The 15,822-nt window shown below is 33.9% G+C and carries 16 protein-coding genes; 4 read left to right on the forward strand and 12 right to left on the reverse strand.

Features of this window, described 5'->3' with window-relative positions; translation table 11 throughout:
* Positions 1–68: 68 nt before the first annotated feature.
* Positions 69–1,013: a serine hydrolase gene (locus tag Q9R40_RS02640; RefSeq protein ID WP_061400840.1), complete on the reverse strand. Its 945-nt coding sequence runs from the start codon at positions 1,011–1,013 to the stop codon at positions 69–71.
* A 189-nt stretch (positions 1,014–1,202) separates the two neighbouring features.
* On the opposite strand from Q9R40_RS02640, the gene Q9R40_RS02645 reads away from it, so the two are divergent.
* On the forward strand, positions 1,203–2,126 hold the full coding sequence (locus Q9R40_RS02645) for a BadF/BadG/BcrA/BcrD ATPase family protein (RefSeq protein WP_061400841.1): 924 nt from the start codon (positions 1,203–1,205) through the stop codon (positions 2,124–2,126).
* A gap of 50 nt (positions 2,127–2,176) precedes the next feature.
* Here the strand turns inward: Q9R40_RS02645 and Q9R40_RS02650 are convergent, their stop codons facing one another.
* The 3 genes from Q9R40_RS02650 to Q9R40_RS02660 are packed head-to-tail and all read right to left on the reverse strand — an operon-like array spanning position 2,177 to position 3,598.
* Positions 2,177–2,617: a GNAT family N-acetyltransferase gene (locus Q9R40_RS02650; RefSeq protein ID WP_061400842.1), complete on the reverse strand. Its 441-nt coding sequence runs from the start codon at positions 2,615–2,617 to the stop codon at positions 2,177–2,179.
* On the reverse strand, positions 2,617–3,165 hold the full coding sequence (locus Q9R40_RS02655) for a GNAT family N-acetyltransferase (protein ID WP_304676199.1): 549 nt from the start codon (positions 3,163–3,165) through the stop codon (positions 2,617–2,619). The genes Q9R40_RS02650 and Q9R40_RS02655 overlap by 1 nt, the downstream gene beginning before the upstream one ends.
* Positions 3,143–3,598: a MarR family winged helix-turn-helix transcriptional regulator gene (locus Q9R40_RS02660; protein WP_304676200.1), complete on the reverse strand. Its 456-nt coding sequence runs from the start codon at positions 3,596–3,598 to the stop codon at positions 3,143–3,145. The genes Q9R40_RS02655 and Q9R40_RS02660 overlap by 23 nt, the downstream gene beginning before the upstream one ends.
* A gap of 146 nt (positions 3,599–3,744) precedes the next feature.
* On the opposite strand from Q9R40_RS02660, the gene Q9R40_RS02665 reads away from it, so the two are divergent.
* Positions 3,745–4,113 (forward strand): DUF1304 domain-containing protein, encoded by a 369-nt coding sequence (locus Q9R40_RS02665; RefSeq protein ID WP_300593390.1) that lies wholly within the window; start codon positions 3,745–3,747, stop codon positions 4,111–4,113.
* Between the two features lie 65 nt (positions 4,114–4,178).
* Here the strand turns inward: Q9R40_RS02665 and Q9R40_RS02670 are convergent, their stop codons facing one another.
* From Q9R40_RS02670 to Q9R40_RS02705, 8 genes are all read right to left on the reverse strand, one after another.
* Positions 4,179–5,483 carry an extracellular solute-binding protein gene (locus Q9R40_RS02670; RefSeq protein WP_300593388.1) on the reverse strand — a complete coding sequence of 435 codons (1,305 nt, stop codon included), beginning with the start codon at positions 5,481–5,483 and terminating at the stop codon, positions 4,179–4,181.
* Between the two features lie 44 nt (positions 5,484–5,527).
* Positions 5,528–6,829 carry an MBL fold metallo-hydrolase gene (locus Q9R40_RS02675; protein ID WP_304676204.1) on the reverse strand — a complete coding sequence of 434 codons (1,302 nt, stop codon included), beginning with the start codon at positions 6,827–6,829 and terminating at the stop codon, positions 5,528–5,530.
* Positions 6,813–7,643 (reverse strand): carbohydrate ABC transporter permease, encoded by an 831-nt coding sequence (locus Q9R40_RS02680; RefSeq protein ID WP_004896621.1) that lies wholly within the window; start codon positions 7,641–7,643, stop codon positions 6,813–6,815. Before Q9R40_RS02680 ends, Q9R40_RS02675 begins: the two co-directional genes overlap by 17 nt.
* Position 7,644: 1 nt before the next feature.
* The gene (locus tag Q9R40_RS02685; protein ID WP_061400847.1) at positions 7,645–8,508 is read right to left on the reverse strand and encodes a carbohydrate ABC transporter permease; all 864 of its coding nucleotides are present in this window, start codon (positions 8,506–8,508) and stop codon (positions 7,645–7,647) included.
* A complete protein-coding gene (locus Q9R40_RS02690) occupies positions 8,508–9,593 on the reverse strand; it encodes an ABC transporter ATP-binding protein (RefSeq protein ID WP_300593381.1) in 1,086 nt (361 codons plus the stop codon). Before Q9R40_RS02690 ends, Q9R40_RS02685 begins: the two co-directional genes overlap by 1 nt.
* Before the next feature lie 307 nt (positions 9,594–9,900).
* Entirely contained in the window at positions 9,901–11,334 is a 1,434-nt protein-coding gene (locus Q9R40_RS02695) for a C69 family dipeptidase (protein WP_304676208.1), read from the reverse strand.
* A 195-nt stretch (positions 11,335–11,529) separates the two neighbouring features.
* Positions 11,530–12,687, reverse strand: a complete 1,158-nt coding sequence (locus Q9R40_RS02700) for a transposase (RefSeq protein ID WP_300722572.1) — start codon at positions 12,685–12,687, stop codon at positions 11,530–11,532.
* A 184-nt stretch (positions 12,688–12,871) separates the two neighbouring features.
* A complete protein-coding gene (locus tag Q9R40_RS02705; RefSeq protein WP_304676209.1) occupies positions 12,872–13,711 on the reverse strand; it encodes a DNA/RNA non-specific endonuclease in 840 nt (279 codons plus the stop codon).
* A gap of 136 nt (positions 13,712–13,847) precedes the next feature.
* Here Q9R40_RS02705 and Q9R40_RS02710 point away from each other — a divergent pair, with 136 nt between their 5' ends.
* On the forward strand, positions 13,848–14,672 hold the full coding sequence (locus Q9R40_RS02710) for an aldo/keto reductase (RefSeq protein ID WP_304676210.1): 825 nt from the start codon (positions 13,848–13,850) through the stop codon (positions 14,670–14,672).
* A 16-nt stretch (positions 14,673–14,688) separates the two neighbouring features.
* Positions 14,689–15,813: a low temperature requirement protein A gene (locus tag Q9R40_RS02715; protein WP_297940982.1), complete on the forward strand. Its 1,125-nt coding sequence runs from the start codon at positions 14,689–14,691 to the stop codon at positions 15,811–15,813.
* The last annotated feature ends 9 nt before the right edge of the window (positions 15,814–15,822 follow it).

Consider the following 15,822-nt stretch of genomic DNA (forward strand, 5'->3'; position numbering starts at 1 on the left):
TTTAGACATAATAAAAACCTCGAAATTCTTGTCCGAATTTCGGGGTTCATATCAAAACTCCTTTAAATCTATTTTTGTTTAATCATCCAATTATTAATTGAATCCCCAATTTTGGCTAGATCGACATCTTCTTCACTAACCATTGCCATAGTATAAGTCTTCCCATCTTCTTGAATTATAGCTGCTCCTTGTTTTTTATCAGCTATTTTATAAACCACACCATTAATATTTTTCGCTAAGCCTTTTTCAGGAAAATTAGCTAATTGTCCTAAAATTTGATTATCCACATTAGTTCCTAAAATTTTCCCCTGATAAAGCTTTTGCATAGTATTAACTAAATCACTACTACTGGTTTTTCCAACAAAATCTTTACCAAAATTCTCAGTAATCTCTGTATGGGTTGCACCAAATTCTTTTGCAGTTTGATTTACCTTTTCTTTTCCAATTTTATTTAAAATAATATTAGCCGCATTATTATTTTGCTGACGCATCATTAAATCAAGTAAATAGGTGTAGGAATAAGCCATATCAGTCTTTAGTACCTTATCTCCACCACTTAAGTCACTTGATTTAACTTTATAAGGAGTTGCCGAGTTTAAGCTTTTATCTTGAACTGCCTTGTAATAAGCCAGCAACACAAATAACTTTAAAACATTCCCAGCATTTAAATTATCTTGACTAGTATTTGTTAAATCAACAAATATTTTAGGATTATTCAAGTCTTTTACACTCACTTGATAACTTCCTTGAACATTTGAACTAGCTTTAACAATGGCTTTAGCCAAATTCTTATTACTATTTTTTGAAATAGCGGCCTCTCCAATCTCGTTTTCTCCACTAGTAATACGAGTTTGTTTAGTGCCCTCTTTCATTTTACTTTTTTGAGCTACTTTGGCTGTTGAGTTTCCATAAATTTCTAAAGTTTGTGTCTTCATACGATTAATACTAGTCATATAAAAAGCTAATGCACAAAAAGAGGATAAAATCGCCCCTAAAAATATTTTATTTTTCATTAAAAATCTCCTTAATCACATATTTTTATTTTATCATGCTAATACCTAAAAAAGTTTAAAGACTAAGGATTATTCTATTTTTTAAGATTATCTTTTCTTTATATAGGATTTGCTGAATGCGTTCACAAATTGTTCTTTTTTTAGTACAATAATTCCAGTATTAATATTTACAGTGAGGGATTATTATTTATGTTGAAATATATGATCGGTATTGACGCAGGTGGTACACACTCTACGGCAATCGCTTATGACGAAAATGGTAAAGAATTAGGTCGTGCTGAATCTGGCCCAGGTCAAATCAACAATGACTACGAACTCGGTATCAAAAATATTGCTCAAGCAGTTAATGAATTGCGTGACAAGATTGATGGCGATTGTATTAAGGTTTTAGCCGGAATTGCTGGTTTATCTGTTGTTGGTAATGCACCAGAAGTCGCAGCAACTATTTCTTCAATGGTTGGTAACATTCCAACTCGTGCTATTACTGACTCACTTCTTGCTCTTTACAATGGTCTTGAAGGAGCAGATGGTGCTTTAGTTATTGCAGGTACTGGATCCGTTGTTAACGGCCGTCAAAACGGTTCTTTAATCGCTGTTGGTGGTTACGGTTCTTTACTTGGAGACGAAGGTAGTGGTTATGCTATTACCAAGGCTGCTCTTCAATCCGCTCTTCTTAGCTGGGACAAGCGTGAAAAGAATTCTTTAATTGATTTATTCGTTAAAGAATTCAATGTTGATAACATGGGCGAAGTTCCTGCTAAATTCTACAACTTAACTAGTCCAGAAGTTGCTTCAAAGGCTGTTAAAGTTGCTAAGTTAGCAGATAACGGTGATGAAGATGCTCGTAAGATCATTGCAGATCAAGCACATCTTTTGGCTCGTGACATTATCATGTGCTTAGACCGTTATGAAGATCCTAAGCCAATGCGCGTTGCTTTAACTGGTTCAGTTCTTTCAAACAACGCTATGATGCGTTCATACATGGAAGCAGAAGTTAAAGAAAAATACCCAGACGCAGTATTTAGCGTTTCAAACGGTGAAAACGCACGTGGTGTAATTTTTGATAAGAGCAAAGATTACCGCTACTTCACTAATCATAACGATGATGAATAATTAAATTAAACACTATAAAAGCACCTCGATCTCCGAGGTGCTTTTTTTATCTATAGATCCTTATACATTAATACGTGTTCTATACCACCCTCATCAAATGTCTCGCCTTTAACTTGATAACCAAGATGATCATAGAAAGGCTTGGCCGTCATTTGCGCATGGCAGTATAACCTATTAATATCTTTTTCTTTTAGATACTCATGAACTTCTTTTATCATTTTACTTCCAAGATGCATTCCCCGTGCATCTTTTGAGACCACAACTCGACCTAAATACCAATCTCCATTTTCATCTTTAAAAATTCGACAAGTAGCTAAAGCATCATCTTTTCCGTCATTTAAACTAAAAACATGAATTGCATGAAAATCTTCATCATCTATTTCAGGTAAGGTAATTTTTTGTTCACTAACAAAAACTTCATTTCTTAGCCTTTCGACGCAAAAAGCCTCATATCCAGTCATTTCATCAATTGTCTTAAAACAAAATTTCATTACTTCAACCTCTTAACTAAAATCAAATCCGTCTGTGGATCTTCTCCAACTACAAAAGTGTGTTGACTAACTCTTTTAAAACTATCTTTTTCATAGAAAGTCTGAGCCTGATAATTTTTCTCCCAAACTCCAAGCCACATATTGTCCTTATCTTTTTCTTTAGCTATTTTCTCAGCTAATTTGATTAGCACTAATCCTAAACCTTGATGTTGAAAATCTTGCTTCAAGTATATTCTTTCGACTTCTAAAGCATTAGGAACCACCTGCTCTGTTTGCGCATCTCCCTCATTCACCTTTAAATAGCCAGCCACTTTATTATCTACAGTTAAAAAGTAAAAACTACTATTCGCATTTTCAACTTCATCTTTTAATTTTTCTTCTGCATATGCTGTATCCAAAAATTTTCTCATATCTTCGGTACTATTTTGTGATCCAAACGTTTCTAAAAATGTTTGTCTTGAAATTTGTTGTAATTCTCTAATATTATCTGCTAGTACTTCTTTAATCTCATATTTTACTGTTATATTAATACTTCCTCTTTCCACCATTCTTTACAAAATTCCAATTTTCACGTGCATTTTTCTCGAGAACACTTAGATATTTTTGTAACCGAGCCTGTTCAACTTTAGTTAAGCCTTTTGTTACTAACGTATTTGAATAGACATTTTCTCTTTCTATTTCTTTAGCTAATTTTTTACCTGTGTCGGTTACAAATAAATGTTTGATTTTCTTATTAGTTTCATCATCTTCTTTAAAAATAAGTCCCGCTCGTTCAAGTTTTCTAATTCCACGAGCAGTCGTTGTACGATCAATATTTAATGATGTAGCTAAGTGATCAGAAATAATACCTGGGTGTTCAAAAATGCGAGTTAAATATAAGTATTGACCACGATTTAATTCCAAATCTTTAAACTCAATATTAGCAATCGAATCCAAGGCTCGTGAAATTGAACCAATTTCTCTCAAAATATCTTCTGCCATCTTTATGTCTATCCCTCCTATTTGTTCTAGTATATGTGACTATTGTTGCAAATGCGACAATAATAAAAATGATTATTACTCTATTTGATTTCTATGTTAACAATAAGTAAAATCTATCTGAATAGTTAAATAAAGGAGCTTATAAAATGATTTTAAGAAATATTGGAATTCTTCTAACAATTATTGTTGGAATCGAGCATATTGGAATTATGTGGTTAGAAATTTTTGGTAAGCCCGATTTACAAGCTAAGTCGTTTGACATGGATGTAGATTTTGTTAAACAGCCTGCCGCAAAAACAGCTTTAGCTAATCAAGGTATCTATAATGGAATGCTAGGCCTTTTAATCTTAATTGTATTTTTCTTTTTCAGAATGCCAACTTTAATTACTGTATGGCAACTGTTACTTGCCTTTGTTGTAGTTGTTGCTATTTTTGGTGGTTTTACAGCAAGTAAAAAGATTTTTATTGTTCAAATGCTACCTGCATTAATTGCCTTCATTCTACTTTTCTTCTAAAAAATCTATAAAAAATGAGGATTGTCATAATGACAGTCCTCATTTTTTTACTTAATATTCTGTTTTTATTGATTCCAAGCACTTTCGAACTTAGTCTTACCAGCATCAATTTGTGAATTCCAGTTTTGGCCCTTCTTTGCTTGTGCAAAGATGTTTTGCATAATTGAATTCAACTGAGTGTATGCGGCATTACTGTTCTTAACTACAGGAACACTGTATAAGTTCTTCATTGCCTTATCTAATTGAGCAGGAACCTTAGACTTAGTTGAGTCCTTGTAAGCACTAGAGTTAATTACATTGTTAGTTACAGGGATGTATCCAGTTTGATCAGCCCAAGTCAATTGTTGATTCTTACCTAACAAGTACTTAATGTACATGAAGGCAGCTGCCTTTTGCTCTGCAGTACCCTTGTTGAACATGTAGATATCAGTACCTTGTTGCATGTTGTACTTAGAAGGACGAGGGGCAACACCGTATTGGAACTTATTACCAACACCCATCTTAACAAATCCTTCACCAGCACTAGTACCTACAAACATTGCAACCTTTTGGTTAGAGAAGTCACCAGAAAGGTAACCAGCTGAACCAGCAGTCTTGAAGTAACCAGCCTTAATACCATCAGCGTAGTAGTTGATTACTTTCTTAGATTTAGAACCAGTAAAGTTGATGTTCTTAGAGAAGTTTACGCCTTCATCCTTCATACCTAAAACGTAGTAGTTTGAAAGTGAGTCGAATCCAGCACCAACAACCTTGTGGTTACTTTTTTCGTAAATCTTCTTAGATGCTGCTTTTAATTCAGCCATTGTCTTTGGTACTTTAACACCATATTTATCTAATAAATCTTTGTTATAAGTTAACATTTCAACAGATTTATTAAATGGAATACCATATTGAGTCCCCTTAATTTGTGCACCCTTTAATAATTCTTCACGGATGTCACTCTTTTTAGCTGAACCCCAACCAATCTTACTATTGTTAATGTAAGGCGTCATGTCAACTAAACGTTTGCTATTAGCGGCATTTAAAAGCCAGCCAGGATAAGCTTGAGTAATTGTAGGCAAGTTATTTGGTGATTGCAAAGTTGAGTTAATCTTTGCTTGTAAGTCATTATACTTACCTTGGTTTTCAAGTTTAACAGTAATGTTAGGATTCTTCTTTTCAAAATCCTTAGTCAAGCTTTGTAAAGTCTTTTCTTGAGTTCCAGTCATACCATGCCAGAAAACTACAGTAGTTTTCTTGGTAATCTTAGTTGGAATATCAGCTGACTTACTACTTGAGCTATCATTACTCTTAGAATTTGAGCAAGCAGTAGTGCCTACAAGGGCTAAAGCAGCAACTGCAACTGCTGCAAATTTTTTAGTGAACTTCATATGTTCCTCCCAATAAAAACAAACAACAAAATAAAATTTTAATTTTAACTAAGCGTAAATACCTCTCCGCGCTTAGGTAAAATCCTTTCTCCAAATGGGTTTTCTTCTAATTCTGGATGCAATGTGTGCACAGGAGCTAAAATTTTTGGCTCAAAACCCGCAATAATCTCTTTTAATTCAGCTACGTCCGCATGTCCTGAGCAACGTAGAGTTATCAATTCAATTCCACGCTTTTCAATATTTTCAATAAACGGAGCATAAGCTGGATCAAAATCTCCAAGAGGCTCAGCATTACTATGAATGTATAAGCCACCTTTTTGTAGTTGATCATAATGACCCACTACTTGCCAGAAATATTGATGATCGTCTTTTAGAAGATCTTGATAACTGATTTCAAGATTTGGATCGAGCGCATCAATCTTTTCATCTTCTGGCATGTAGTAGTAAGGAACATCCTGCTGTAATGCCAATTTTAATAATTCAGCACGTTTAGCATGAAGGACTACTTTTCGAGGAGAATCTGAAATAATTCTCAAAATTCGCTCTACATTTGTAGGATAAGTATTAAAAGTCAACTGACGCTTTGGATTATCTTTTTGGTATTTAACTACTCCTTCAGTAAGCTCAACCTCATTCTTAACGCCTTTGAACTCTTCACTATCCTCTTCACTACGTTCTGGCCATGAAACACCAGTACCTTCGATAATTAGCATATCACATCCTTTACCCGTCGCCATAAATTGACGCACCCAATCGGGATGATAACCATGCAAACGAATATCTCCAGTATGAACGATTGTTTTATCAGGTGTTTCGACGATTAACCCAGTTGCTCCGTAAGCATCATGGTCACTCGGAACAACTGTTAAAGTTATATCTCCAACTTTAATTGGTTGGTTTAATTTAGCTGCAATTATAGGACGAGTATAATTCTTTGGTTTATCAGCTGCTGGTAATAAAAATTCTCCATCCCGATTCAACACTGGTAACAATACCGCAGTTAATGGACCAGCATATAATGGAATCTCTGGCGCTAAAAGATTCATAGCTTTACTATGATCTAGATGAAGGTGAGAAATATAAGCTGCGCTGTGTTGCCAACGTTCATGATCTATTTCTTTTCCCGTAATCTTTGGATCATAGAAATTCGGTACATCACCAATCAATTGATATTTAAGAAGAGTTGAAAAATCTTCATCTTCCATTTTTAGTCCCAGTTCTGGACGGTACACTTCTCCTAAATCAAATAATACATGTGACTTATCATAAGCTACTTCAATCATTGGGCCGCCAATAGTCGTTAACCCATTATAAAAAGTAACTGTAGTTTTAGGCTTTGAGGTCATTACGTACTACTCCTCGAATAATTTGCTTTCTAAAAATGAAGTAAACAATTAAAACAGGTACTACTGTTAAAGTCGCTGCTGCTAGTTGAAGTTGCGTTTGAGCACCCGCATCAGAAGCAAAAGCAGCTAAACCATTATTCAATAAGCGCATCTTGTCTTCATTTGTTACCAATAATGGCCATAAGAAGGAGTTCCATCCTGAAATAAAACTAAGCAACGCAACAGTAATTAATCCACCTTTAGACATTGGAACTAGAATTTTCCAAATATATTCCCAGTCAGAAGCTCCATCAATCATGGCTGCTTTATAGATTGTTGGTGAAATTGCTGTGAAGTAGCTTTGTAAATAGTACATATAAAAGATAGATGTTAAGAACGGTAAAACCAATCCTAAATATGTATTCAATAAGCCTAAATGAGCAATTGTATTGTAGTTGGTAAAAATTATTGCTTCTCCCGGAACCATTAAGAGTGAAAGAAAAATTAACTGAATAAATCCTTTTCCCTTAAATTTTAAGTTGGTCATTGCAAATGCACCGAGAATTGAAGTAAACAATGTAACAATTGTTGTAGTTGCCGCTGTAATAAATGTGTTTAAGAAGTATCTTGCAAATGGTGCTTGCTCAAATACTTTTTGATAGTTACTCCACCGCAAAGTCTTTGGGATTAAAGTTGGTGGAATAGTAGTGGTTTCTTGATAGGACATCAATCCACCTAAGATCATATAAATAAATGGGAAAACAGTTATAATGCCAAAAATTCCAATGAATAGATAGACAAAAATCATTCCCCAACGTAGTTTTTTCTTCTTCATTCTAACTGTTCACCTTTTTCATTAATTTTCTTTGTAAGAAAGTTACGAACAATATAAATAGGAACAAGACTACTGTTGCAGCCATTGCTACACCAGGCGTACCAACAATTTGGAATTTATTATAGATATAGTAAACTGCCGTCATTGCCGAATTACCTACACCAGCTTGTCCATTAAATAATGCATAAACTTGGGTATAGATCTTAAATGCCCCAATTAAGTTTACAGTTAAAAGAAATGCTAAAGTTGGAACTAACTGTGGCACGGTTATGCGCCAGAACTTTTCCCTACTTGTTGCACCATACATATCAGCTAAAACATAGTAATTTGGTTCAATGTTTCTTAACGCACCCATCAAGATAACGATATTAAATGCCAAAGATGACCAAACACCAAAGATAATCAATGAAACAAGACTTAGACTCGGATTATCTAACCAATCAGGTTGTGGTAAATGAACAAGTTTTAATAAGAAGTTCAATAAACCGTATTCACCATTAAAGATATAGCGAAATACAATTCCAATTGCGATTGTACTGGTAACATATGGCATAAAAAACATAGTTTCAAAGAAGGCAGTATGTTTAATCTTTGAAAAGATAAACCATGCTAACGCAACAGAAATTATTAAGGCAATTGGCACGGCTAAAAATGCATAAATAGCCGTATTCATAATTGCACGCCAGAATTCTGGATCGCTAAAAATATACTGATAGTTAGAGAGTCCATTAAATTGAAGATCAATTAATGGACCACCCTGAAAACTCATCGTAAAAGCACGTAGAATTGGCCAAATGCTAAATACAGTAACGCAAATAATGGCCGGTGCTAAAAATAACCAAGCTTTTTTCTGATTATCTTTCATTAATAGATTCGCTCCCCATCTGGCTTAAATAAGTAAACACGGTCTAAGTTCATCTTGAATTTTACGCTATCTCCAGGTTTTATTTCTTGCTCTAAATTAATCAATGCACGCTGATTTGTTCCAGCATGAGTAAATTTCAATACTCGTTCGCGTCCAATCAATTCGACATCATCAATTACTTCGGAAAGTTCGCCTTCATCACTTAATTTTAAGTTTTCAGGACGAATACTCAATGTATAGTCTCCGGCTACTAAGTCGCCTCTAAATTTTGCACTATCTAATTTTTCAACTGGAATCTCAAAGTCTGTCCCAATAATCTTATTGTCTGCTACCTTTACATCAAAATTATCAATCACTGGATTACCAATAAAGTTAGCGACAAATTGGTTATTAGGCTCAAGATAAAGATCTTGACCCTTATCATCTTGTTGAATCACTCCATTATGGAAAAGAATAATCTTATCACCAATTGAGAGAGCTTCCTCTTGATCGTGCGTAACGAATAAAGTAGTAATTCCTACTTCTTTAACCAAATTACGAATCTCTTCACGAATCTTTAAACGTAAGCGGGCATCTAGGTTACTTAATGGTTCATCCATTAATAAAATTTGTGGCTCTTGCACTAATGCACGCGCAATCGAAACACGCTGTTGCTGTCCACCGGAAAGATTACCTGGTTTTTGATCAGCCAATTCCTCAATATGAGTCAATTTCATAAATTTTTGAGCAATTTTTTCAGCTTCATCTTTTGGCTTCTTGTTCTTTCCTACTGTCATTGGAAACATTACATTCTGTAAAACAGTCATATGTGGGTACAAGGCATAATTCTGGAATACATAGCCAATATTACGATCTTTTGGCGCAACATTAAGAAGAGACTTACCATTTACAATGATGTCTCCACCGGTCGGATTCAATAGTCCGGCAATCATATTTAAAGTTGTAGTTTTTCCACAACCACTAGGACCCAACAAGCACACTAAGTCGCCCTTTTTTACAGAAAAGCTAACAGACTTAATCGCTTGGTAACCATTCTCATAAGTTTTTTCTAGGTTATTTACCTGAATGAATTTATCTTCGTTCATATATCTCTCACTACTACATTTAGATTTAAATCATATTACATCACAAATTTTATGATAAAAGCAACAAAATCACAAATATTTTTTCAATAAATAATTCGTACTTTGTGAATTTTTGTTGCTTTTTTGTGGATAAGATGTGGATAATAATATTATTCCAGGAACAATTTTTCTATAAAAGTAAAAATAAATCGTATTTTACATCTTGCATTTTTTTAGATGTGCCCTTGGGATCTATTTTACCAACATACAAGATAGAGAAAGTCGAACAATAAAAAAACACTACATCTTGTGCAGTGTTTTTCAAAAATTACAAATTGTCGCCACGTTCAAATTGAAATTTAGAAGAATTTAATGCTTGTCTCGTCAAATCACTTATCAATTTCTTGGTTTCATTAGTAATATACGCAGCAGTTTCAGCATTAGCAGCAGTTAAATATTTAGTTTGTTCTTTTCCAGACAATTCGCCTGCTTTCTCATCGGTTGCTGAAATGCGGCTAACAGCGTAACTTTGACATTCATCTCTAAAGTTCTCAACTTGGTAAATAAACTGATGATATCTTGGCTCCACCAAAACTTGCAAACTCTTATACAACCAATATGCACTAGACTCTGGAGTAACCATATGACTAGCCGTTTGATAATTTAATGGTGTGTCATCAATATTTGTATAGAAAGGTACATAAGGACTATAGGCATAAAAACCAAAGTTAACCCATTGAATACCTGCTATTTTTTTAGGAACATCATTTCTAATTTGAAGAATACAACTAGATTGATTTCTGTCTAAAGCAATTGATCTAAACATCTTTTGCTTCTTATCATCCCCTGAAGCAAAAGATCCCATTGGGTCGTATTCAGTACCGTTATAGTGACTAGATAAGAAAAATTCTACATCTTCAACGCCAATCTTCTTTTCTGGCTTTCTAATAAATGGCATTTCTTGACTTAACGGATCTTGCTCAATACTTGGATTAAAAAGCTTTTGCCCATACCAAGTTCTTGGAGTGTTATAGTAACTATCTGCTTCTGCTTTAGTACCAAAAATATCTCTAAAACTCCATTTACCATTAGTACTTGGATTTAAGTGATTCTTTTCTACAAAATCACGAATAGTTGATGCATACATAAAATTATCATGATCATCAAAATCAATATCTTGAATCACCATGATATTAGGACAAATTGCATAGGAATCTTCGGGAATTCTTTGTGCTACCCATTGATGGCCAGCACCAGTTTCAAAATACCAAACTTCATCGTGGTCAGAAAAAGCGATACCGTTACTTTCACCAGTACCATATTTTTCAATTAATTTACCTAAACGCTCTACTCCTTCACGTGCAGTTTTAACAAATGGTAAAACAAGGTAAACCATTGAATCTTCATCTATTCCATCCTCTACTAATGGATCATGACCTAAGCAGCGAGCATTTGTGGCCTCTGTTTCAGTAGCCGACATAGCAACGTTATATTCATTAATTCCTTGTTCATCCCAGCGACCTTCTGATTCATCAGCCGTTGGAGTGGCAGTCCACTTACAACCATGTCCCTTTAAATAAAGCTTTAAACCATTATATTTTGAAACATATTCTTCATCATAATCTTTTGCTTCATGGACAACAAAAGTCTTTTCATTAATGCCGCCATAACCGTCCTCATCACGAGCAATAATAGTTGAACCATCAATTGTAGCCTTTTTTCCGACAATCATTGCCGTACAGTTATCCTTGCTTTTGTTCATTATTTTCTGCTATATAAAACATGGAAATATGTAGAAGAATACGAATTTTCTACATATCAGAAAGATATATTTTTCCCTTCTTTGTTTCATTTACTGTCGTCTGCACTAGTATTCTGATATTCCAAATAGGAGTAATCACATTGACCAGCTCCTACAGTTTAAGGGCTTAGCCAGCCCCGTTATCATTTATCTTTTTTATTCTGCTAAAGCTAAAAGGTTTAAAACTGCATTTTCATCTCGATCATTACTATAGCCGCACTGATAACAAATATACTCATTATGCTTTGTACCATGCTTTTGATTGCCTTGCAAAGTGATTTTTTCATCACCTTTTTTGACATAACCGCACTGAGCGCATCTTTGAGTTGATGGGTATGTTTTATTAGCTAAGATTAATTCTTTGCCATACCAATCACACTTATAAGTTAATATCAGCCTAAATTTGCTAAATAACGATCTCTGCATTCCTTTGGAGGCTACGTGCGTCATCATCATTTCTTTAACCGCTAAGTCTTCAATTACAATTTGGTCGTAATTATCTATAAGCTTAGTAGTGAACTTTTGTAAAAGATCATTTTGGATATTAGCCACTTTACGATAATCCCTTTGCAGTTTGGTTCTCACCGCAAAGTAATTATTTGATTTGGTAGCCAATTTACCGTTAACTTCTCTTTTACGTGCCAACATTCTTTGATAATGCTTAATGCGCTTATACAGTTTTTGCAATTTAGCTGGCAAAACATTGATTTGCCCCTCGGTATAGTTAAAATGACCAACATTAATATCAACTGCTGTCTTTTGATGAGTTTTAGCTTTACTTGAAATCTCTTCTTCATAAGTCAAAGCCGCATAATAGCTCCCTTTTTCTTTGAAGATACTTACTACTTTGACTTCACTCATCTTTAAAGACTCATAACTTACTAGATCAAACCAAGACTCTTTTGAGATGCTTCTTGGTTTATCAAGGCAAAGGTTGCCATTAACAATCTTAGCTCTGTCAGTTTTAAAGCCTTGTCTAGGTGCTTTCTTAGATCTAAATTTAGGTTTACCCCAATCAGACTGAGCTTTATCAAAGAAATTTTTCCAAGCATTAGCTAAGTCTTTAACAGCTAGTTGTAAACATCTAGCAGACAAATCATATTGCCAGTCAGCTTTATTAGCAACTAGTTCATCACGGACTCTGCGTTCATTGGGACTTGGATTATCTTGCTTGTTCAAGCTATGGGCTTCATACATTAATTGCCAAGTTTCTAAGCCTTTATTCCAGCAGTATCGGCGATAGTCGCATAAAGCATCGAGATGCTTTTGCATGGTTTTATTAACTTTTAGCTTTACTACTTGTGTTTTAATCATTGCTTCACCTCCCAGAATGCAAACATAAGTTTACCTAAAGGAGAAAAGCAAAACAAGTAAGTATTGAATTAAAGCTTATTTTCCATGTTTAACTTTCTAAATAAGCTAATTTTTCCATTTTCTTCTATAAGTTTCTATATTTTTGTTAACAGTTAATCAGCTCCCATATAAATATAAAAATTAACTATTGATTAACTACCATATCACGATCTATTTTAGCTCTACCATTATTATAATCAAATACATAATCAGGCTGCACATTATAAATATAGACGTTAAAATCTAAATTATTATTTAAACTTATAGCCTGCAAATTAATACCGCGTGCCATTAATTCATTTCCCCTAAAAATTGGCGTTGCCTGAAAAATAACCTTATTTCCTTGTTTTAAGGCATTACGTACTTTTCCCTCAAACATAGTCTGAATTTTCTGGTTAGAAAAAGCTGTTTGCGTAAATAGGTTTTTGGGATTATTTTGATCGCCTGATTGATTATTAGGATTATAATTTCCATCTTGATCAATTCCTGCGGAAACTGAATAAGCAATTAAGTGTCCACGATTATAAATTTGAGTCCCATTCTCATGATTAGAATGCCATGCAGTTGGATTAATGAACTGTCTTACACGTAAAGAATCATTTGCCACATTTCTTGGCTCTAAGAAGGCAGTATTTGAATGGGAAGTTCTATTCAAATTATCTAAATTAGAATAGATTACTTTATTGACCTTCCAGGCATTCTTTATCAAAGTTGACTTATTATTATTTACATAGACATATGCCTTGTCGCCACTCTTAAAGTTTAAATTAGCCAATTTTTGATAGTCAGCACTAGACAATCCTCCATAATTAGTATCCGCTGTTGTAGCATTCTTTACTACTTGCTGGGAATTATCTTGGTTTTGATTTTGATTCGATACTTGGTTAGAAGAAAACCAACCACCCCAAATAATAATTACTAGCGCTATAATCCAGTTTGCTATTGTATTTGTCTGTTTTTTTCGATATCTTCTTCTCTTTGCCATTTATTTTTCCCCTAACATTATTTCTTTCAGTATAGATATTTGAACGTACGTTTGCAATGCAATTAATAAGTTTTTGTTTATTCAGACTGTTACAATAAACGTAATAAGTATATTGAAAACAGAAAGAAGAGTAAGAATGGAATACTTTAATTTAAATGATGGAAATCGAATTCCTAAAATTGGTTTCGGAACCTATAAATTAAATGGTTCTCGGGGAGTTTTTGCTATTCAAGCCGCATTAAAGAATGGTTATTGTCTACTTGATTCTGCTGTTAATTATGAAAACGAAGGAGCAGTAGGTCGTGCTATTAAAAATAGCGGTATAAATCGTGATGATATTTTTATAACATCTAAATTACCAGGTCGTCATCACAAATACCAGGAGGCTATAGAACAAATTCAAGAATCCCTTTATGCGGCTAACCTTGATTATTATGATCTCTATCTTATTCATTGGCCAAATCCAAAGGAGAATCATTATCTTGAAGCGTGGCAAGCCATGCTAGATGCCCAAAGATTTGGCTTAATTCGCTCAGTAGGCGTTTCTAACTTTGAACCAACACATATTGAACATTTATACCGTGAAACAGGCGTTATGCCCGCTATTAACCAAGTTGAGCTTCATCCTTACTGGTCCAGCAAGACAATTCGTGAGTATGATGATAAACATAATATCATTACCGAAGCATGGAGTCCCCTGCAGCGTGCTGGTGAAGCCTTTCAAGAAAAAGAAATTATTGAGTTAGCTCAAAAATACCATAAGTCACCAGCTCAAATAATTTTACGATGGGAAACTCAACTTAATGTTATTCCTATTCCTAAAGCTAGTTCCTATGAACATCAAATTAGTAATTTAGATATTTTTGATTTCAAATTAACTCCTGAAGAAGTTCAAAAGCTTATCAATTTAGATAAAATTTCTGCAAGAAGATTTGATCCTAATGAACATGAGGAATTTTAGAAAGTAGGTAGGCTGGATGCAAAATATATTAAATAAGCGAGTCTCAAAAATTGCCTTGTTTTATGACCTTGTTTTTGTCTACATGATATCTAAAACAACCGAGATTCTTCATCATCTAGAGCATGGATTAGTTTCACCTACCTCTTTTGCTCTTTTTGCATTGATTGTAATTATTTTTATTAATTCATGGATGATTCAGACTGTCTTTACTAATAGATATGGTATCGGTAGTTGGGCTGACATTGCTTTTTACTTTATTGATATGATGATCTTACTTTACATGTCTAATTCTTTTGATACTAATAATCTAACAGAGATGAAAGTTCTATTTATTTCTGCTGGCTTACTATCTCTTACTCTAGCCAGCCACTATTTAATCAATTACTTTCAGGTTAAAAATCCCGTCGATCAAAATATTTCCCGGGCATTTTTCATGATTTTGATTTTTAGAGCCCTTACCTTAATTATCGGGGGAATTTTAGACAATATTTTTGGCTTTATTTTAGCTGTTATTGGCATCATATTAAGCTGGTTAATGCCGCTTCTCACTACAAAATATACCCTTAGGCATCCAATTATTTTTCCTCATTTACTTGAGCGTTTAAATTTATTAGTAATTATCATCTTTGGTGAAACAATTATTGGTATTGCGGATTACTTTCGACCTAAAACTTTTTCCTTCTATTCTATCCTTATTTTTCTAACTGTTGCCTTGCTCTTTTTCACGTATGCACTACAATTCGATAAATTAATTAATGAAGACCAAGAGGATGTAACGGGTAATATATTAATCTATCTTCACTATTTAATCATCTTTGGCATTAGTTTAATTACTGTAAGTATAAAATTCATTCATGAATCGGATGCTAACTCATGGTTTGCTGTTTTATGTTTATATTGTGGAATTGGGTTATTCTATTTAGGACTATTATTTTCGACTTATTATAATAAACTGCAATTTAAGTTAAAAAAATCAACTATTTTTCTTTTTATTAGTACAACTTCAATTGGAACTATTTCTTGTCTCATCTGGTCAAGCTTTGAAGTTATTACTATTCTCACTTTTATTATTGTTTCAATTAATATTAGCTGGCTCGTACATGTAAATCTTCCCCATATTAAAAAGGGAATCCTGCTCTAGGATTCCTTT

The organism is uncultured Lactobacillus sp. (assembly GCF_948948975.1).
Lineage (GTDB): Bacteria > Bacillota > Bacilli > Lactobacillales > Lactobacillaceae > Lactobacillus.